This is a genomic window from Gottfriedia sp. NPDC057948 (assembly GCF_042887255.1).
Taxonomy (GTDB): domain Bacteria; phylum Bacillota; class Bacilli; order Bacillales; family Bacillaceae_G; genus Gottfriedia.
Genome location: NZ_JBHVPN010000001.1, coordinates 441,625 through 459,076 on the forward strand (window position 1 = coordinate 441,625; position 17,452 = coordinate 459,076).

General features: G+C 32.1%; 17 protein-coding genes. 13 read left to right on the top strand and 4 right to left on the bottom strand.

Features of this window, described 5'->3' with window-relative positions:
* Nucleotides 1-168: 168 nt before the first annotated feature.
* Nucleotides 169-873, bottom strand: a complete 705-nt coding sequence (deoD, locus tag ACFVRR_RS02000; RefSeq protein ID WP_097975756.1) for a purine-nucleoside phosphorylase — start codon at nucleotides 871-873, stop codon at nucleotides 169-171.
* A gap of 299 nt (nucleotides 874-1,172) precedes the next feature.
* Between deoD and ACFVRR_RS02005 the strand changes: the two genes are divergently transcribed.
* The 6 genes from ACFVRR_RS02005 (at nucleotide 1,173) to ACFVRR_RS02030 (ending at nucleotide 6,629) form a co-directional block, all read left to right on the top strand.
* Nucleotides 1,173-1,901, top strand: a complete 729-nt coding sequence (locus ACFVRR_RS02005) for a hypothetical protein (RefSeq protein WP_387324150.1) — start codon at nucleotides 1,173-1,175, stop codon at nucleotides 1,899-1,901.
* A 10-nt stretch (nucleotides 1,902-1,911) separates the two neighbouring features.
* Nucleotides 1,912-2,733, top strand: a complete 822-nt coding sequence (locus ACFVRR_RS02010) for an HAD family hydrolase (RefSeq protein WP_387324153.1) — start codon at nucleotides 1,912-1,914, stop codon at nucleotides 2,731-2,733.
* Between the two features lie 180 nt (nucleotides 2,734-2,913).
* A complete protein-coding gene (locus ACFVRR_RS02015; RefSeq protein ID WP_387324156.1) occupies nucleotides 2,914-3,801 on the top strand; it encodes a ComEC/Rec2 family competence protein in 888 nt (295 codons plus the stop codon).
* A 247-nt stretch (nucleotides 3,802-4,048) separates the two neighbouring features.
* The gene (nagA, locus tag ACFVRR_RS02020) at nucleotides 4,049-5,185 is read left to right on the top strand and encodes an N-acetylglucosamine-6-phosphate deacetylase (protein ID WP_387324159.1); all 1,137 of its coding nucleotides are present in this window, start codon (nucleotides 4,049-4,051) and stop codon (nucleotides 5,183-5,185) included.
* Nucleotides 5,182-5,892 (top strand): glucosamine-6-phosphate deaminase, encoded by a 711-nt coding sequence (gene nagB / locus ACFVRR_RS02025; RefSeq protein WP_387324162.1) that lies wholly within the window; start codon nucleotides 5,182-5,184, stop codon nucleotides 5,890-5,892. The genes nagA and nagB overlap by 4 nt, the downstream gene beginning before the upstream one ends.
* Nucleotides 5,892-6,629, top strand: coding sequence for a GntR family transcriptional regulator (locus ACFVRR_RS02030; RefSeq protein ID WP_098429933.1), 738 nt, complete (start codon nucleotides 5,892-5,894; stop codon nucleotides 6,627-6,629). The genes nagB and ACFVRR_RS02030 overlap by 1 nt, the downstream gene beginning before the upstream one ends.
* A gap of 488 nt (nucleotides 6,630-7,117) precedes the next feature.
* On the opposite strand, the gene ACFVRR_RS02035 is transcribed toward ACFVRR_RS02030, so the two are convergent.
* On the bottom strand, nucleotides 7,118-7,900 hold the full coding sequence (locus ACFVRR_RS02035; protein ID WP_387324165.1) for a Cof-type HAD-IIB family hydrolase: 783 nt from the start codon (nucleotides 7,898-7,900) through the stop codon (nucleotides 7,118-7,120).
* 180 nt (nucleotides 7,901-8,080) lie between these two features.
* Here ACFVRR_RS02035 and glcT point away from each other — a divergent pair, with 180 nt between their 5' ends.
* The 5 genes from glcT (at nucleotide 8,081) to ACFVRR_RS02060 (ending at nucleotide 13,863) form a co-directional block, all read left to right on the top strand.
* A complete protein-coding gene (gene glcT, locus ACFVRR_RS02040) occupies nucleotides 8,081-8,932 on the top strand; it encodes a glucose PTS transporter transcription antiterminator GlcT (RefSeq protein ID WP_097976180.1) in 852 nt (283 codons plus the stop codon).
* A 290-nt stretch (nucleotides 8,933-9,222) separates the two neighbouring features.
* A complete protein-coding gene (ptsG, locus tag ACFVRR_RS02045) occupies nucleotides 9,223-11,274 on the top strand; it encodes a glucose-specific PTS transporter subunit IIBC (RefSeq protein WP_387324168.1) in 2,052 nt (683 codons plus the stop codon).
* A 142-nt stretch (nucleotides 11,275-11,416) separates the two neighbouring features.
* A complete protein-coding gene (locus ACFVRR_RS02050) occupies nucleotides 11,417-11,680 on the top strand; it encodes a phosphocarrier protein HPr (protein WP_387324171.1) in 264 nt (87 codons plus the stop codon).
* A complete protein-coding gene (gene ptsP, locus ACFVRR_RS02055; RefSeq protein WP_335480572.1) occupies nucleotides 11,680-13,389 on the top strand; it encodes a phosphoenolpyruvate--protein phosphotransferase in 1,710 nt (569 codons plus the stop codon). Before ACFVRR_RS02050 ends, ptsP begins: the two co-directional genes overlap by 1 nt.
* A gap of 174 nt (nucleotides 13,390-13,563) precedes the next feature.
* The gene (locus ACFVRR_RS02060; protein WP_387324174.1) at nucleotides 13,564-13,863 is read left to right on the top strand and encodes an ArsR/SmtB family transcription factor; all 300 of its coding nucleotides are present in this window, start codon (nucleotides 13,564-13,566) and stop codon (nucleotides 13,861-13,863) included.
* Nucleotides 13,864-13,922: 59 nt separating this feature from the next.
* Here ACFVRR_RS02060 and ACFVRR_RS02065 read toward each other — a convergent pair whose 3' ends face one another.
* Nucleotides 13,923-14,537, bottom strand: coding sequence for a nitroreductase family protein (locus ACFVRR_RS02065; RefSeq protein ID WP_387324177.1), 615 nt, complete (start codon nucleotides 14,535-14,537; stop codon nucleotides 13,923-13,925).
* A gap of 232 nt (nucleotides 14,538-14,769) precedes the next feature.
* On the opposite strand from ACFVRR_RS02065, the gene ACFVRR_RS02070 reads away from it, so the two are divergent.
* Nucleotides 14,770-15,660 carry an NAD(P)-dependent oxidoreductase gene (locus tag ACFVRR_RS02070; RefSeq protein ID WP_387324918.1) on the top strand — a complete coding sequence of 297 codons (891 nt, stop codon included), beginning with the start codon at nucleotides 14,770-14,772 and terminating at the stop codon, nucleotides 15,658-15,660.
* A gap of 22 nt (nucleotides 15,661-15,682) precedes the next feature.
* Entirely contained in the window at nucleotides 15,683-16,132 is a 450-nt protein-coding gene (locus ACFVRR_RS02075) for an RDD family protein (RefSeq protein WP_025568640.1), read from the top strand.
* Nucleotides 16,133-16,176: 44 nt separating this feature from the next.
* Here ACFVRR_RS02075 and ACFVRR_RS02080 read toward each other — a convergent pair whose 3' ends face one another.
* Entirely contained in the window at nucleotides 16,177-17,337 is a 1,161-nt protein-coding gene (locus ACFVRR_RS02080) for an aminotransferase A (protein ID WP_387324181.1), read from the bottom strand.
* Between the last annotated feature and the right edge of the window lie 115 nt (nucleotides 17,338-17,452).

Here is a 17,452-nt window from a genome sequence, read left to right on the forward strand (position 1 = left end):
TGTAAAGTGGTATAAAAACGACGTTTGGTCACTAATTTTTAATAAATTTAAATTTTAGTTATTTTAAAGAGCCCGGAAAATTATTCTGGGCTCTTTTGATTTTGATAAATAGAATATTTTAAAAGCTAAAAAACCTGAGATCATAATCCCAGGTTTTTTAAAGATATCTTAAGCGATTGCCGCATCTAAAGCGATGACAATCATGTCATTAAAAGTAGTTTGTCTTTCCTGTGCAGATGTTTCTTCACCAGTGAAGATATGATCACTTACAGTTAAAACAGTAAGTGCGTCTACATTATATTTTGCTGCGATTGTATATAATGCAGTCGTTTCCATTTCTACAGCAAGCACTCCGTAATTAGCTAATTTTTCATACATGTCCATACTGTCTCGATAGAAAAGATCTGAAGTTAAAATATTTCCTACTTTAACATTTAACCCTTTATTCACTGCACCTTCATACGCTTTCTTTAATAAATCAAAGCTAGCACATGGAGAATAATCGAAACCAGGGAATGTTTGACGATTCATATTTGAATCTGTACAAGTCGTCATCGCAATAATGACGTCACGAATTTTTACATCCTTTTGAAGTCCACCACATGTACCAACGCGAATTAAAGTTTTTACACCATAACTATTAATTAGTTCATTTACATAAATACCAATTGAAGGTACTCCCATTCCAGTACCTTGAACGGAAATTCTTTGGCCTTTATATGTACCAGTAAAACCAAGCATTCCACGTACATCATTATAACAAACAACATCCTCTAAAAATGTTTCTGCGATATATTTAGCTCTTAATGGGTCACCAGGTAATAAAATTTTATCAGCAATTGCACCTTGTTCGGCACCGATATGTATACTCATTTAATGATCCTCCTTAAAACTGTGTGTAAATAGCCCATCCATTATCAGTATGTTAGTTTCTACATTTAAATAAAAAACATTCTTATTTGTATGTCGCTTAAAGGAAAAAGTGAGATGGACGTAGTACATATTAAATATAGAAATATTCATAGACAAAATTAACCAATACAGATAATTTATGGCGAATTTTAATTATTGCACAGGTGATAAAATAATGAAAGAGTTTACAATTAGATTTTCAGCTTTCTTGAAATAACTAAAAAATTATTAATTTTAACCTATTTAAGGGAGAATGATCTATGAAATTTCGTTTTATTGCAGCTCTATGTATAGCTATATTAATTATTCTATTAATTAGCAATCGCCTAGTTAATCATAGTATATTATCAAGTGGTAGTCAGGTTAGCCAACTGAAAGTTCAAAAGGTAAAATGGAATCTTACAACTAAAAAAAATTCACAAGAAGTAACCGTATCCTCTAGAACTTTGAATGTGTTACAACGGGAAAAAATCAGAATATTTATTACGACAGATCAATTAAAATCTTATAAAGTCATTGAACCAGTATATAATGGAAGTAATCAATTTACATTTAAGTATTCTTTTAAGAAAGACATTCCTTATTATGTTAGTATATTTTTAAATAATCAAACGCTTGATACTAAGATATTCCAAAAACAAAAGGACAAAAAATCAGAAGTATTTCCGACAGCTATTCTAACGAAAAAGACTGATGATTATAGAGTTTCCCTACTATATACTTCAATTCTTCCAAAAACTAAGAGTAAAATTACATTTGATTTTGATCAATTTAAAAAACGTTCCAAATTTACAAATCAGCAATTTTATATTATGAATGAAGAAGGAACCTATTTTAAGTTAATTAGTAATCCTACTAATCATTCAAAAGTAAACTATGAACTTGATTTACCTGAAGCAGGTATGTATAAAATATTTTATGAATTTAAATTAAATGACGATCAAAAATCATTTGATTTTATTTTAGACGTAAAAGACAAAGACAGCTAAGGAGTAGGAAATGCATAATTTATTAATGAATTCAAAAGTATTAGTTTTTGATTTAGATGGTACTTTGTATGATGGTACTGAGCACTACGATTACTATGCTAAATTACTAGCTAATGAAATAAGTTCTGAAAAGCGTGATTCTTTTTTAAAGGATTATAAAAAAATAAAAGATTATGACCATGCACTAACAATTGGAAAAATTTATGACACAGAAAATGATTTAATCATTTCATTAGATCCAATTACATTGAAGCCAATACAAGTATTCACTTGGGAAGGGCAGCTACTTTCTAAAGAAGAACTTCCTGAGAGTTATCTTGAAAAAATTCATTATGAATTACCATATATCCCAGTAGGTGATGGTTGGTGGATTCCTTTAGTAGCAAGTTATCACTACGGTGCAAGAGACGTATATCACTGTTATGATAAAACAAAAGAGTATATGGCAACAAAAGAGTTTAGTATTCCTTATATAAAAGGATTAAAAGAGGCTTTAGAAAAAGATAAGGATTCTAAAAAATTAGTATTGTTAACGAACTCTGATCGAGAAGATGTAACTAGATTACTGAAGTTACTTAATTTAAATGAATTATTTCACCTAGAAATTACGGATGGTAAGAAGCCATTAAAAACAGAAAACCATTTTAAAACGATCATGAATAAGTTCAATGTCATGCCTCATGAAATTGTGTCAATCGGTGATAATTTCATTAATGAAATTTCTCCTGCATTAAAACTAGGTATGCACGGAGTTTACATTACAAATCAAACGACTACGCAAGTTAGTGAATCCCTATTAGTAGTTAAAAAACTAGAGGAAGTATTTGAGTAACAAAAAAACTGTAAGCGAAAAATTGCTTACAGTTTTTTTTGTTATGCAGTGGTATGATTTTTAACACTGATTTGAATTACAATTCCAATTTGAAGTATACTCAATTTCTAACTTATTTTTATGGGCATCATACATACTTTTGAAATGGCTATGAGAAAATAATGTCAGGAGGAAGTGTGAATGAACAAAAATCGAAAACGATACTCTCTCATATTTTCTATCTTTATTTTTTTTACTGCATTTTTTAGTAATAACATAAATAGTGAAGCAAGAACGACTAATTACGGCTATATTACTCACCCGTTATTAATTTACTTTTTTGATGTAGGTCAAGGAGATAGCATGGTTATGATTTTACCAAATGGTAAGACTGTACTGATCGATGGAGGGGATGTTGAACATGGAGGAGTCGTTATAAAAAAACTGAGACGACTACATATAAATTCGATTGATCTATTAGTCAGTACACATCCAGATATCGATCATATTGGTGGATTATTAAAAGTAATGAATAGTGTTAAGATAACAAAAATCCTGGATAGTGGGAAAAAATATAATTCACATTCTTATTACTTATATAAGAAAGAAGCGTATCAGAAGAATATTCCAATTAGTGTTGCAAGGTTAAATGAAAAAGTAATGCTTGACCCTAATGTAGAAATTACTGTTTTAAATAGCGGGAAAAAATCGTATACAAACAATAACAGTTCAATTGTATTGAAGGTTAAATATAATGACATTTCAATTTTATTAACTGGAGATATTGAAAGAAAAACTGAAAAAAGATTAATTAAAAATGAGGACATCAATGCTCAAGTACTAAAAATTCCGCATCATGGATCATCAACATCAACTTCAGAAGCATTTTTATTTGCTGTAAATCCTACAGTCGCAATCCTTTCATATGATAAATTTAACTTATTTGGTCATCCACATCGGTCAGTAATGAAGCGGTTAAATCATCTAGGAATTAAGCAATATACAACGGACCAATTCGGAGATATCGAATTATCAACAAATGGTCATAATTTATATATTGAAAAAGAAGAAGTATTGGTAGATCCTTGAAGGACAATAACCATAACTTCTTCTTTTTTAAATAGAGAGGATATTAGGTATCTATATCAGTCATTATTTGTGACGTTTTTGTTAATTGCTTATAAGTAGTATAGACAACTAGGAGTATATATCATAAAATAGTTATGAAGAAATCAAGGTACTTATCTAAATGAATGTGAATGATGATTAAGTAAACACTACTTTCTATATTGGAGTATTGGCGAAGACTTCTTAAGCAAAGGAAAGAGGAGAGTAAATGAAATCAATTATTAATGTAAAAATTTACACAGGTACAGAAGTAATTGAAAATGGTTATATTCGATACGGTGAAAAAATTTCTTCTGTTGGTCATATGAATGGATACGAAAATGAAGGTGAAGAAATAATTGATGGAAAAGGAACAGTTATTATTCCTGGAATGATTGATATCCATATTCACGGAGCATATGATGTCGATGCTATGGATGCTGATCCAAACTCAATGGTAAAAATGAGTAAAGAAATGATGAAGGAAGGGGTAACAACCTTCTTCCCGACTACAATGACACAATCTAAAGAAAATATTAAAAATGCTTTAAAGTATTTAAACGAGGCTAAAAAACTTGGTGCACATTTTGAATATATTCATTTAGAAGGACCGTTTGTTAATAAAAATAAAGCTGGAGCACAACCATTAGAATACATTATTAACCCTGACGTTGAACTATTCAAAGAATGGCAAGAAGCTTCTGGAGGATTAATCAAATTAGTTACTTATGCACCTGAGGTTGAGGGTGCAAAAGAATTAGAAAAAGAGCTAGAACGCACAAATGTAGTTGGGACAGTAGGTCACTCTGATGCGATTCGTTCAGATTTTGAAGGTAGAAATATATTCCACGCTACACATTTGTATAACCAAATGAGACCTATGCATCATCGCGAAGCAGGAACAGTTGGACATGTATTACTTGATGACCGAGTAATGGTAGAAATGATACCTGATGGAATTCATATTCATCCTGATATGGTAAAACTTGCTTATCGTCTAAAAGGTGCTAAAAGAATAAGTGTAATTACTGATGCGATGAGAGCAAAAGGGTTAGAGGACGGCAAATATGAATTAGGTGGACAACCTGTATTTGTAAAAAATAAAAGTGCAAGATTAGAAGACGGAACACTTGCGGGTAGTATTTTAAAAATGGATGATGCATTTAGAAACATTATGGCATTTACTGGCTGTAGTCCTGAAGAGGCAGTACAAATGACATCAATCAACCAAGCTGAAGAATTTGGTCTTAAACATAAGGGCGTATTAGAACCGGGTAAAGACGCTGATTTTGTGCAAATGACTCCTGATTTCTTCGTTATTGATACAACTAGACAAGGTAAAAATATGAATGAGGTGACATTATGAACGTAATCGTAGTAAAAAATGCAGAAGAAATTTCAAAAGTAGCATATGAAAAAATGGTAAAGGCATTTGAAGGAAAGGCGGAATTCACATTAGGATTAGCTACAGGTGGGTCTCCACTAGGTATTTATGAGCTTTTCCGTATTCATAAACCAGATGTGTCAAACGTCATTACTGTAAATCTTGATGAATATGTTGGACTTGCTGAAGATGATCAAACAAGCTACCACACTTATATGGCAGAACAACTTTTTAACCATTTAAATTTTAAAGAAAACCATTTACCAAATGGAAATACAAAAAATTTAGAAGAAGCTTGTAAAAATTATGAGGAATTATTACAAAAGCACCCTGTAAATTTACAACTTTTAGGAATTGGTGAGAATGGCCATATTGCATTTAATGAGCCTGGTACACCATTCGATACACCTACTCATATTGTAGAGCTTACAGAATCAACACGTAACGCCAATAAAATTTATTTTGAGAACGAAGAAGATGTCCCAACACATGCAGTAACTATGGGAATTGGTTCAATTATGAGAGCTAAAGAAATCATTTTAGTAGCTTCAGGCATCAAAAAGGCTGAAGCAGTTAATGAAATGTTAAATGGAAAATTAGATATTAACTGTCCTGCTACTGCACTCCAAAACCACAACAACGTAACGATTGTTGTTGATGAAGAAGCATACTCACTTTGTAATAAATAATGTTAAAACTAGATAAAAATTCACCGTTACCGATTTATTTTCAAATACAAGAGATTTTAAAGCTTAAAATTAACTCAGGAGAATGGAAACCTGGTGAGCGAATTCCCTCTGAGCAGACATTGAGTGAGATGTTAAATGTAAGCAGGATGACAATAAGACAAGCATTAAATAATCTTGTAAAGGAATCATTAATAAGTCGGAAACGTGGAATTGGTACGTTTGTATCAGTAAAAGATGGGATAGAAGTTGAGGAATCATTAAAATCATTAAGGAGTTTTTCTGAGGATATTACATCCATAGGATTGACCCCTACAAATAAATTACTTGGCTTTTCAACGATTGAAGCTGATGAATACTTAGCAGAAGTGTTATCAATTGAAAGTGGTTCTGAAATTTTTAAAATTGAAAGATGTCGTTTAGCAAATGATCATCCCATTGCAATTGAAACAACATACCTACCAAAAAAATTAGTAAATCGAATTGATGAAAAAGTATTGAATCATTCCTTATATGAATATTTTGAAGTTACTTTAGGTTATTCAATTAAAAAAGCCACAAAATGGATTAAAGCATCTTTAATGACAGAAAAAGATTCATTAATTCTTGAGGTAGCGGAGGATTCTCCTGCACTAGAATTACACCAAGTAACATTTATTAATGAAGGAATACCACTTGAATATGTAAGCTGTATTTACCGAGCTGATCGCTATCGTTTTACAATTGATATTGACCGTTAAAAAGAGTGCTTTTTTAAGCACTCTCAGACTGCCCGCCAAACGCTCGCTTTCTTCGTTGCTTCGTCTGTCTGCGGTGCTCATTACCGTCTAAGGTAACGCCGCTCCTCACCAGACTTCGCGCCTCGAAAGACAAGCGTTTTCAATCTGTCTGAATATCAAAATTTTAGAACTTTGTCTACAAAAAGAGTGCTTTTTTAAGAACTCTTTTTTTCATTGTTAGAGGCTAAGAAAGCCGAAACTGAAAATAAAATTGGTAAATCTGCAATTAAATTTAGGGAAACTGCAATTAAAAGGCCCCATTTAAGAAGAAATGGAGTGAAGGAATCAATAATAGAAGAAATTTCGGTAAAATGATTTGAAATACGAATAATAAAAGGATAATGAGTAAGTAAAAAAGGGAAAATCAGAAAAATACTAACTCATAAACGGTGACTTCCATACATTATATTTCAATAAGAAAAGGGTGCCTTAAGTAGCACCCTTTCCTCTTACTTAATTTGTAAAACAATATTAACTGCTTCGGCTACAGAAGGAACGATATACGAAGCGTATTTCTTAACTTCATCGTCAGCATTTTCCATTGCAAAGCTATTAGGAGTTAGTTCAAACATTGAGATATCATTGTATGCATCACCGATACAAGCAATTTCATCAGGTTTAATTCCTAATTTATCGATTAATATTTGAATTGCTGAACCTTTACTCACATTAACTGGAACGATGTCTAAACAATTTTTAGCAGATATAAAAGAAGTTACAAATTCAGGTAGTTCTTTTTGTAATTCTTTTTGAAGCTCAAGTAAGTCCTCATCTTCACCTAAAACTACATATTTTTTTGGGGTAATCGATTTTCCTAAATCGGTTTTTAGTGTTTTTAATTCAACTGCATTCATGCTAGAGTTCTTTTCAATTTCTCTAACTAAATCCGTTTTCTCTTCGATATAGTATGTTGAATTATCAGCTACATAGATTAAAAATTTATCGTATGAAATCATTTCGTAAACTTTATCGATAATACTTGGATGGAATGTTGCATCTAACAATGCTTCGCCATCATTTGAATAAATATAAGTTCCATTCATACTAATACGATGGAAATTACCTTCTAAGCTTTCCATAATTTTTACGATTTCATAATCTAAACGTCCGGAAGCAAAGCATAATAAAACACCACGATCTAAAAGGTTTTTTAATGATTCAACATCATGTTCAAATAGTTGACCTTGGTGAAACATCGTCCCATCTAGGTCACTTACAAATAACTTAATCATTTTTCTAAACACCTACTCAATTTATATTTATACTTTTATATTCTATCCTACTATAATAGATAATCAAAAAAATATGATTAATTTATGAAACTTAAACCGTGTTTTAACTTTTTCAGAAAAATTATGTTATGATATAAAAGCGATTTTTTAAACTTGGGGGTGATAAAAAAAATGTCAGAGATGTCAGTATGCTATACAATTAAAAAAGTTCTTAATAATAATGTTTTAATAGCGAAAAATCCCGATCATACCGAAGTAGTTTTGCTTGGTAAAGGCATCGGTTTTAATAAAACTAGAGGAGATTTAATTTCCGAAGGTGTAGTAGAGAAAATGTTTATCTTAAAAGATGAACAAAAACAAAAACAATATAAATCATTAATTAACTTTATGGATGAAAAATTAATGGGTACGCTGCAGCAGGCGATTTATTTGATTTCTGAAAGAACAGGATGTACTTTAAATGAGCAAATTCATATAGGGTTAACAGACCACTTAATATTTGCGATTAAACGTATTAGAGAAGGCTATAATGTTGATAATCCTTTCTTACAAGAAACGAAAGCAATGTATCCAGAGTATTTCAAAATTGCACAAGAAGTTATTGATTTGATAAATAAAGAAATAGATATAAATTTACCGATCGAAGAGGTAGGGTTTGTAACTCTTCATATCGTTAGTAATTTATCGATGGAAGTTGTATCGGATGTAAATAAGTTCTCTCAGATCATTAAAGATTTAGTAATCTATATAGAAGAATATTTACAAATTGAAATTGATAAAGAAAGTATTCATTATTCAAGATTAGTTCGTCATTTGCGGTTTTTAATTGACCGTATATTTCATGGTAATTCATCTGAAGAGTCACCAGCTTTGGGCATAATCTTAAAAAAAGAATACCCGGTATGCTATGATTTAGCATGGAAAATCTTAAAGTCAATCCAAGCTTCATTAAATAAAAAAGCAAGTGAAGCCGAAGTAATATACTTAACCTTACACTTAGAACGACTTGTTCAGAGTAAAATTAATAAATAATTCAATAAGCCTAAATAGCAATTTAGCGCTTTTTTAAACATAGTAAATTAATATTAAAAAAAAATAGGTAATTTGGCTTGATATTTTTAAAATCTATAGATATAATGAAAGCGAAATCATAAAAAAAACATAATTGAATACTGTACACATTAAACGTGTTACTGATTCGATCAGGCATGAGTTGAAAAAATGTGAATTATTATACTTGGGTAGGGGAAACTATATCCAGGATTCAATAATCTCATTTTTTCTGCTCATGCCTTTTTTGTTTGGATAAAAGGAGGAAAACAATGTTTAAGAAAATCTTTGGAGTTTTACAAAAAGTTGGTAAAGCGCTTATGCTTCCAGTTGCAATTTTACCAGCTGCTGGATTGTTACTTGCATTCGGTAATGCATTTCAAAATCCACAAACATTAAAGTATTTACCATTTCTTGACGCGCACTGGTTCCAACTAGTAGCAAAAGTTATGGAACAATCTGGTGACATCATTTTTAGTAATCTGTCATTATTATTCGCAGTAGGTGTTGCCGTTGGTTTAGCAGGGGGAGAAGGTGTTGCAGGTCTAGCTGCAATCGTTGGATTCCTGATTATGAATAAAACAATGAGTGTGTTCAAAGATGTTGGACAATATGTTGTTTTAGATAAAACATTAAATATTGCCAAATTTGATGATCCATCATTTGCGTATGTATTAGGGATTCCTACATTACAAACTGGTGTATTTGGTGGGATTATCGTCGGTATTTTAGCTGCTTGGGCTTACAATAAATATTATGAAATCGATTTGCCATCATACTTAGGTTTCTTTGCAGGTAAGCGATTTGTACCGATTGCCACAGCGGCGTTTTCAGTATTACTTGGTATTTTAATGTGTTTTATTTGGCCGCCAATTCAGCACGGTTTAAACTCATTCTCACATAATATGATTGATGCGAATTTAACATTATCCGCATTCGTATTTGGTGTTATTGAGCGTTCATTAATTCCATTTGGTTTACACCATATCTTCTATGCACCATTCTGGTTTGAGTTTGGTTCATATACTGATAAAACTGGTATGGTTGTACACGGGGATCAAAAAATCTTCTTCGCTCAATTAAAAGACGGAGTAAAATTAACTGCTGGTACATTCATGGTAGGTAAATTCCCATTCATGATGTTTGGTTTACCAGCTGCTGCATTAGCTATGTATCATGAAGCAAAACCTGAAAATAAAAAAATCGCTGGTGGTATTTTAGCATCAGCAGCATTAACTTCATTCTTAACAGGTATTACAGAGCCAATTGAATTCTCATTCTTATTTGTTGCACCAGTATTATTTGGAATTCACGCAATCTTTGCAGGCTTATCATTTATGATCATGCAATTATTAAATGTTAAAATTGGTATGACTTTCTCAGGTGGTTTAATCGACTACTTATTATTCGGTGTTTTACCGAATAGAACTGGCTGGTGGTGGGTAATCATCGTTGGTTTAGTATTAGCAGTGATTTACTACTTCGGTTTCCGATTTGCAATTAGAAAATGGAATTTAAAAACTCCAGGACGTGAAGATGCAACCGCTGAAGATACTACAAGTAATACGCCAGCTAATGAATTACCATATGAAATTTTACAAGCATTAGGTGGAAAAAGTAATATTTCTTCATTAGATGCATGTATCACACGATTACGAGTACAAGTAAATTCAAAAGATGAAGTAAATAAAGATCGTTTAAAATCATTAGGTGCTGCTGGAGTTCTTGAAGTCGGTAATAATATTCAAGCAATTTTTGGACCTAAATCAGATACATTAAAATCACAAATTAAAGACATTATGACTGGAAAAACACCAGTTGTTAGTCAAGAAGCACATAAAGAAACAGCTTCAGCAGTAGATACTACTATAGAAGAGGCGATTATTAATCCAATTGAAGGTGAAATAATCCCAATTACAGAAGTACCAGATCAGGTATTTTCTGGAAAAATGATGGGTGATGGATTTGCGATTATTCCTTCAGAAGGTACAGTTGTATCTCCAGTCGATGGGGAAATCGTAAATGTATTCCCAACAAAACATGCGATTGGTATCTTATCTAATGGTGGAAAAGAAATCTTAATCCATATTGGGATTGATACTGTAAAACTAAATGGTGAAGGCTTTGAAGTACTGGTATCACAAGGTGAGAAAGTAACAAAAGGTCAACAATTAGTTAAAATTGATTTACACTTTATTCGTGAAAATGCACCTTCTACAATTACACCTATTGTATTTACAAACTTAGCTGAAGGACAACAAGTTGTAATTGAAAAACCAGGTAAGCAATCAAAAGGTGTAGTAGGCATCATTAAGATTAAATAAATCTAATTAAATAGACGAAAAATGTTTGATTTTATAAGGGGTAGTATAGTTGACACTATGCACCCCTTTTAATAGAATATTTATAGTAGGCCAAACGTCTATACCAAAAATGTAGATTTAATCACAAAGGAGATAAATTATTATGGAAAAAACTTTTAAAGTAACAGCTGAGTCTGGAATCCATGCTCGTCCAGCAACATTATTAGTAAATGTAGCAGGTAAATTTAATTCTGATATCAATCTTGAGTATAATGGTAAAACAGTTAACTTAAAATCAATCATGGGTGTAATGTCTTTAGGAATTCAACAAGGAACTGAGATCAAAATTAGCGCTAACGGTGAAGATGCAGAACAAGCGGTCGCTGCAATCGATGATACAATGAAAAAAGAAGGTTTAGGCGAATAATGTCTTTACATATTAAAGGTATTGCCGCTTCTAGTGGAATTGCAATTGCAAAAGCATTTCGCTTAGAAAATCCTGAATTAAACATTGTTAAAAAACAAATTTCAGATATTGATGCTGAAATTGCTAAACTTGACAATGCAATTCAAGTTTCTAACACTGAATTAGAAAAAATTCGTGATCACGCGAATGCTGAACTTGGTGAAGATAAAGCTGCAATCTTTTCTGCGCACATCTTAGTTTTAAATGATCCAGAGCTAGTTAACCCAGTTAAAGATAAAATTAAGTCTGAAAGTGTCAACGCTGATTTTGCGATGAATGAAGTTGCTTCAATGTTCGTTCAAATGTTTGAAAGCATGGATAATGAATATATGAAGGAACGTGCTGCAGATATCCGCGATGTTACGAAACGTGTAATGGCGCATCTTTTAGGTGTTACGATTTCTAACCCTGCAAATATTACTGAAGAAGTAATTATTATTGCAGAAGATCTAACACCATCTGATACAGCTCAATTAAACCGTAAATATGCACTAGGTTTTACAACTGATATTGGTGGTCGTACGTCTCACTCAGCGATTATGGCTCGTTCACTTGAAATTCCTGCTGTTGTAGGAACAAAAGAAGTAACAAGTAAAATCGAAAATGGCGTAATGGTCATTGTTGATGGATTAGACGGACATGTTATAGTAGATCCTTCTAATGAAGAATTAGAAGAGTATAAAGCTAAAAAAGAAAAATTCGAGCTTCAAAAAGTTGAATGGGCTAAACTGAAAAATGAGCCAACTGTAACGAAAGATGGACATCATGTTGAGTTAGTAGCTAACATTGGTACACCAAATGATGTAGAAGGCGTTATCAATAATGGTGGTGAAGGTGTTGGCCTTTACCGTACTGAGTTCCTATATATGGGACGCGATAACTTCCCATCAGAAGAAGAGCAGTTTGAATCATACAAATCAGTTCTTGAAAGTATGGGTGATAAGCCGGTAGTAGTAAGAACACTAGATATCGGTGGAGATAAAGAATTATCTTATTTACACTTACCAAAAGAAATGAACCCATTCTTAGGCTACAGAGCAATTCGTTTATGTTTAGATCAGAAGGAAATATTCCGTACACAATTACGTGCATTACTTCGTGCGAGTGTATATGGTAACTTAAAAATTATGTTCCCGATGATTGCAACTTTAGATGAGTTCAGAGCTGCAAAGGCTGTTTTATTAGAAGAAAAAGAACAGTTAGTAAAAGAAAATGTTCAAGTCTCAGACAATATCGAAATTGGTATGATGGTAGAAATCCCAGCTTCTGCTGTTTTAGCAGATGTATTCGCTAAGGAAGTTGATTTCTTTAGTATCGGGACAAACGATTTAATCCAATATACAATGGCTGCGGATCGCATGAATGAGCAGGTTTCATATTTATATCAACCATATAACCCATCTATTTTAAGATTAGTTAAAATGGTAATCGATGCTGCAAACAAAGAAGGTAAATGGGCTGGAATGTGTGGAGAGATGGCTGGAGATGCATTAGCTATTCCTTTACTTGTTGGATTAGGCTTACATGAATTCTCTATGAGTGCTACTTCAATCTTACCTGCTCGTAGTCAAATGGCTAAACTTTCTAAAGCTGAAATGGAGATATTAGCTGAAAAAGCTTTATCTATGTCTACAGCTGAAGAAGTTGTTAACTTAGTAAATAGCATCTAAAATAAAACAACAGGGAGACCTGTTGTTTTATTTTTAAGATTATATATATTCTGTATGATGATCTACCGAATCGAAAAATTCCTACTGTTGACAAATTCGCTTCTTTAATTTAGTGTATGTTTAAATTATTAAACGAATAAGATTATTCTTGGATAATAAAAGTAGGTGGAAGATTTGAGTAAAGAAGCAATTGAAGTATTTAGAGAATGTATTCCGTTGTTCCAAGCGTTAAGCGATCCTTACAGACAGGATATCATATTAATGTTATCAGAAGGTGAAGCGCTAACTGTTAATGAAATTACGGGAAAAACTTCATTATCTAGACCGGCTATATCACATCATTTAAAAATATTGCGTGATAATCAATTAGTACAAATTGAGCAAAAAGGCACACATAGATATTATTCATTAGCAATTGATTCTTCTCTAGAATTACTTAAGAAATTAATCATTACTGTTGAACAACATTGTTAATGAATCTGAAGTGACATAAAAGGGACTCCGACTTTTGTCAGAATCCCTTTTACTTTTGATTAAATCCAGATAGACATTTCTTTTGCAGAAAAACGTGTTGTATGATGTCCTGGTACTTTTTCTTTACCAATAGCAATCAACATCGTTGGAATATAGCGTTCATCAGTTAAGAAAGTTTCTTTAAACGCTTGTTCGTTAAATCCGCCGATTGCACAAGTGTTCCAACCTTTTGCAGATGCAGCCATTATTAATTGCATACCGGCAAGAGAAGAATTCAAGATACCTTGTTCACGATTACGTTGCTCTGTTGCATAAGCATTTTCAACGTTTGCTTTTAATTTGTCTTTTGCTTCTTGAGTCATAAAACCAGCTTCCACTGCAGGTCCGAAAACTAAGTCAACATTTTTTGCTGATTGTGTATCGGCTAATACTGCAATTACACATGAAGCATCTTTAATCTGACCTTGGTTGTATGCAACAGGTAATAACTTACCTTGAGCATTTTCACCATGGAATACAACGAATTTCCAATGTTGTAAATTCCAAGCAGATGGTGCAGTCATTGCAGCATCAAGAAGTTCAGTAATTTCGCTGCTACTGATTTCAGTAGAAGCATCGAATACTCGAGTCGAGTTTCGTTCTTTAATCATTTCAAAAAATTGTTCATTTTTCATATGAAAATTCCTCCAAAAATTAGGTGCATTTGATACATTTTTATGTACTTTTTTAATATAGATAGTTCCATTATTAGAGTCAACAAATTAGTGTTGAAATAACCTAAATTTAATTTGAAATAAAAGTTTAATTTGCTTATTTTTTTATAAGAATAGCTCAGGCTTTTTTATTAATATTTTTTATGTTAGTTTATTTATGGATATTAAAAGAGGAGTGTGTAAAATGGAAGCAATTAATTTAAAAGATTTACAAGTTGGATTTATCGGAATTGGCGTTATGGGTAAAAGTATGGCAAAGCATTTAATCAATGCAGGTGCAAAATTACATATTTATAACCGTACAAAAGAAAAAGCAAATGAACTAATTGATTTAGGTGCTACTTGGTATGATGCACCTAAAGAATTAGCACCAAATTGTCAGGTTATTTGTACGATGGTTGGCTATCCAAGTGACTTAGAAGAAGTATATTTTGGCGATAATGGAATCATCCAATCTGCTTCAAAAGGAACTACTTTTATTGACTTTACAACTTCGACACCAACTTTAGCTAAAAAAATTGATGAGCTAACAAAATCAGTAGGTATGTCATCATTAGATGCACCAGTGTCAGGTGGAGATTTAGGGGCAAGAGAAGCTAGATTAGCGATAATGGTTGGTGGAGAAGAAGAAACTTTTCATAAAATGTCCGCATTATTTGAAGTTTTAGGAAAAAATATTGCGTATCATGGAAATGCTGGTAGTGGACAACATGTAAAAATGTGTAATCAAATTGCAATTGCTTCAGGTATGTTAGGAGTTTGTGAAGCCCTTGCATATGCGAAATCAGCAGGATTAGACGGTGAAAAAGTATTAGGAAGTATTTCTACAGGTGCAGCAGGCAGTTGGTCATTATCTAATTTAGCACCACGTGTTTTAAAAGGAGATTTCGAGCCGGGGTTCTATATTAAACATTTTATAAAAGATATGGGAATCGCAATTGAAGAAGCTGAGAAGATGGAATTAAATCTGCCAGGACTATTACTTGCAAAAAAATGCTACGATGAACTGTCTAAAAATGGTTTAGATGAAAAAGGAACGCAAGCACTTTATACTTTATACGATCCGTCTCACCACATTCAATAATTTAATGAATAGAGGTTAACAAGTGCAAAATTTTCAACTTGCAAAGTTTTATCAACGATTAAGTGCGTTTTTATTCGATACGTTTATCGTTTCAGTAGCTTATGGGATCATCATCGCTATTATTACGATGAATCCTGAGAAGATATTAAGTCGTTTTAATTCTACATCAGGAAATTCAACGGTCGATTTAATCGTTATTTCAATTATTATGATCATATTATTTGTAGTTGTTCCACAATTTAATAAAGGGATGACATTTGGTCAAAGATTTTTAGCTATTAAGATGATAAAAGATAACTATGAAGAAACGACAATGATACTATTTTTCATTCGTTTTATCTTTATAGCAGGAATATCAGTTCTATTTTTAGGTGTACCATTAATAGTTAATGTTTATTTAATGTTATTTAGAAAAGACCATAAAACAATTCAGGACTTGTTATTTAAAACAAGAGTAATACAAGCTAGATAAAAAAGCAGGGGAGGATCAAAAAAATCCACCCCTGCTTTTTTAATTTAATTTCTAAGACTAGTTACAAACTCTTCTAATCGATCACATGCAATTTCTAGTTCTTTCATTGAATAAGCATAGGATAATCGAATGTATGAATCTCCATATTCAGAAAAAGCTTCTCCTGGAATAACTGCTAGATTATGTTTTTCTACTAGATTTAGTGCGAACTCCATGGAAGGCATATTGAATTCTTTAATTGATGGGAATAAATAAAATGCACCTTCTGGCTTAATACAAGGTAGACCCATCTTTTCTAAACGATCAATCATATAATTACGTCTTATTTTATACTCCTTTGCCATTTCAATCGGAGAATCAATGCAATCAGTTAATGCTGTAATTGCTGCATATTGAGAGATTGATGTAGCGCATGATACGTTATACTGATGCACTTTTAAGATTTCCTGAGCTAAATAAGCAGGTGCATAGATAAAACCAATTCTCCAACCAGTCATAGAATGTGATTTGCTAAGACCGTTTATGACAATTGTCTTTTCTCTCATTCCAGGGTAACTAGCAATTGAGGTATGAGTCGTATCATATGTTAGCTCACTATATATTTCATCTGATAAAATGAATACGTCTTTCTGAGATAAGTAGTTAGCTAAATTCTCAAGTTCCTCTTGCGTTAATGTGACGCCTGTTGGGTTATTTGGATATGGTAAAACAATACAACGTGTTTTTTCAGTAATGTGTTCTTCCAATAATTCAGGTGTAATTTTAAAACCACTATTAGATGTGTCTACAAAGACTGGTTTAGCTCCACATGTTTGAATAATTGGTGCATAGCCAGGGTAGATTGGCGCAGGAAGAATAACCTCACATTCATCGTTAAGGATTGTTCTGAATGTAACATCGAGTGCTTGACTAGCTCCTACTGTTGTGATTACTTCATTCGTTGGATCATATGATAAAGAATATTTTTTCTTTAAAAAATTAGAAGCAGCATTTCTAAGTGCAGGCAGTCCTGCATTAGGAGTATAGACTGTTTGATTTTGATTAATTGCATGAATAGCAGCTTCTTTAATAGGTGCTGGAGTTGGAAAATCTGGTTGACCCAATGTTAATGCAATGACATTATCATATTTTTCAATTTTTTGGGCAAATTTTCTAATACCGGAGATTTGAATTTCTTTTACACTTTCGTTTATATATCTGTTCATTTTAAATCCCTCTACTTATTATTTTTATATTAAAATTAAACTTTTTAATCGAACTATTCAATGAAATTTTCTTCATTTTACCATATAATAAAAAAAGTATTTAGTAGTGAAATAA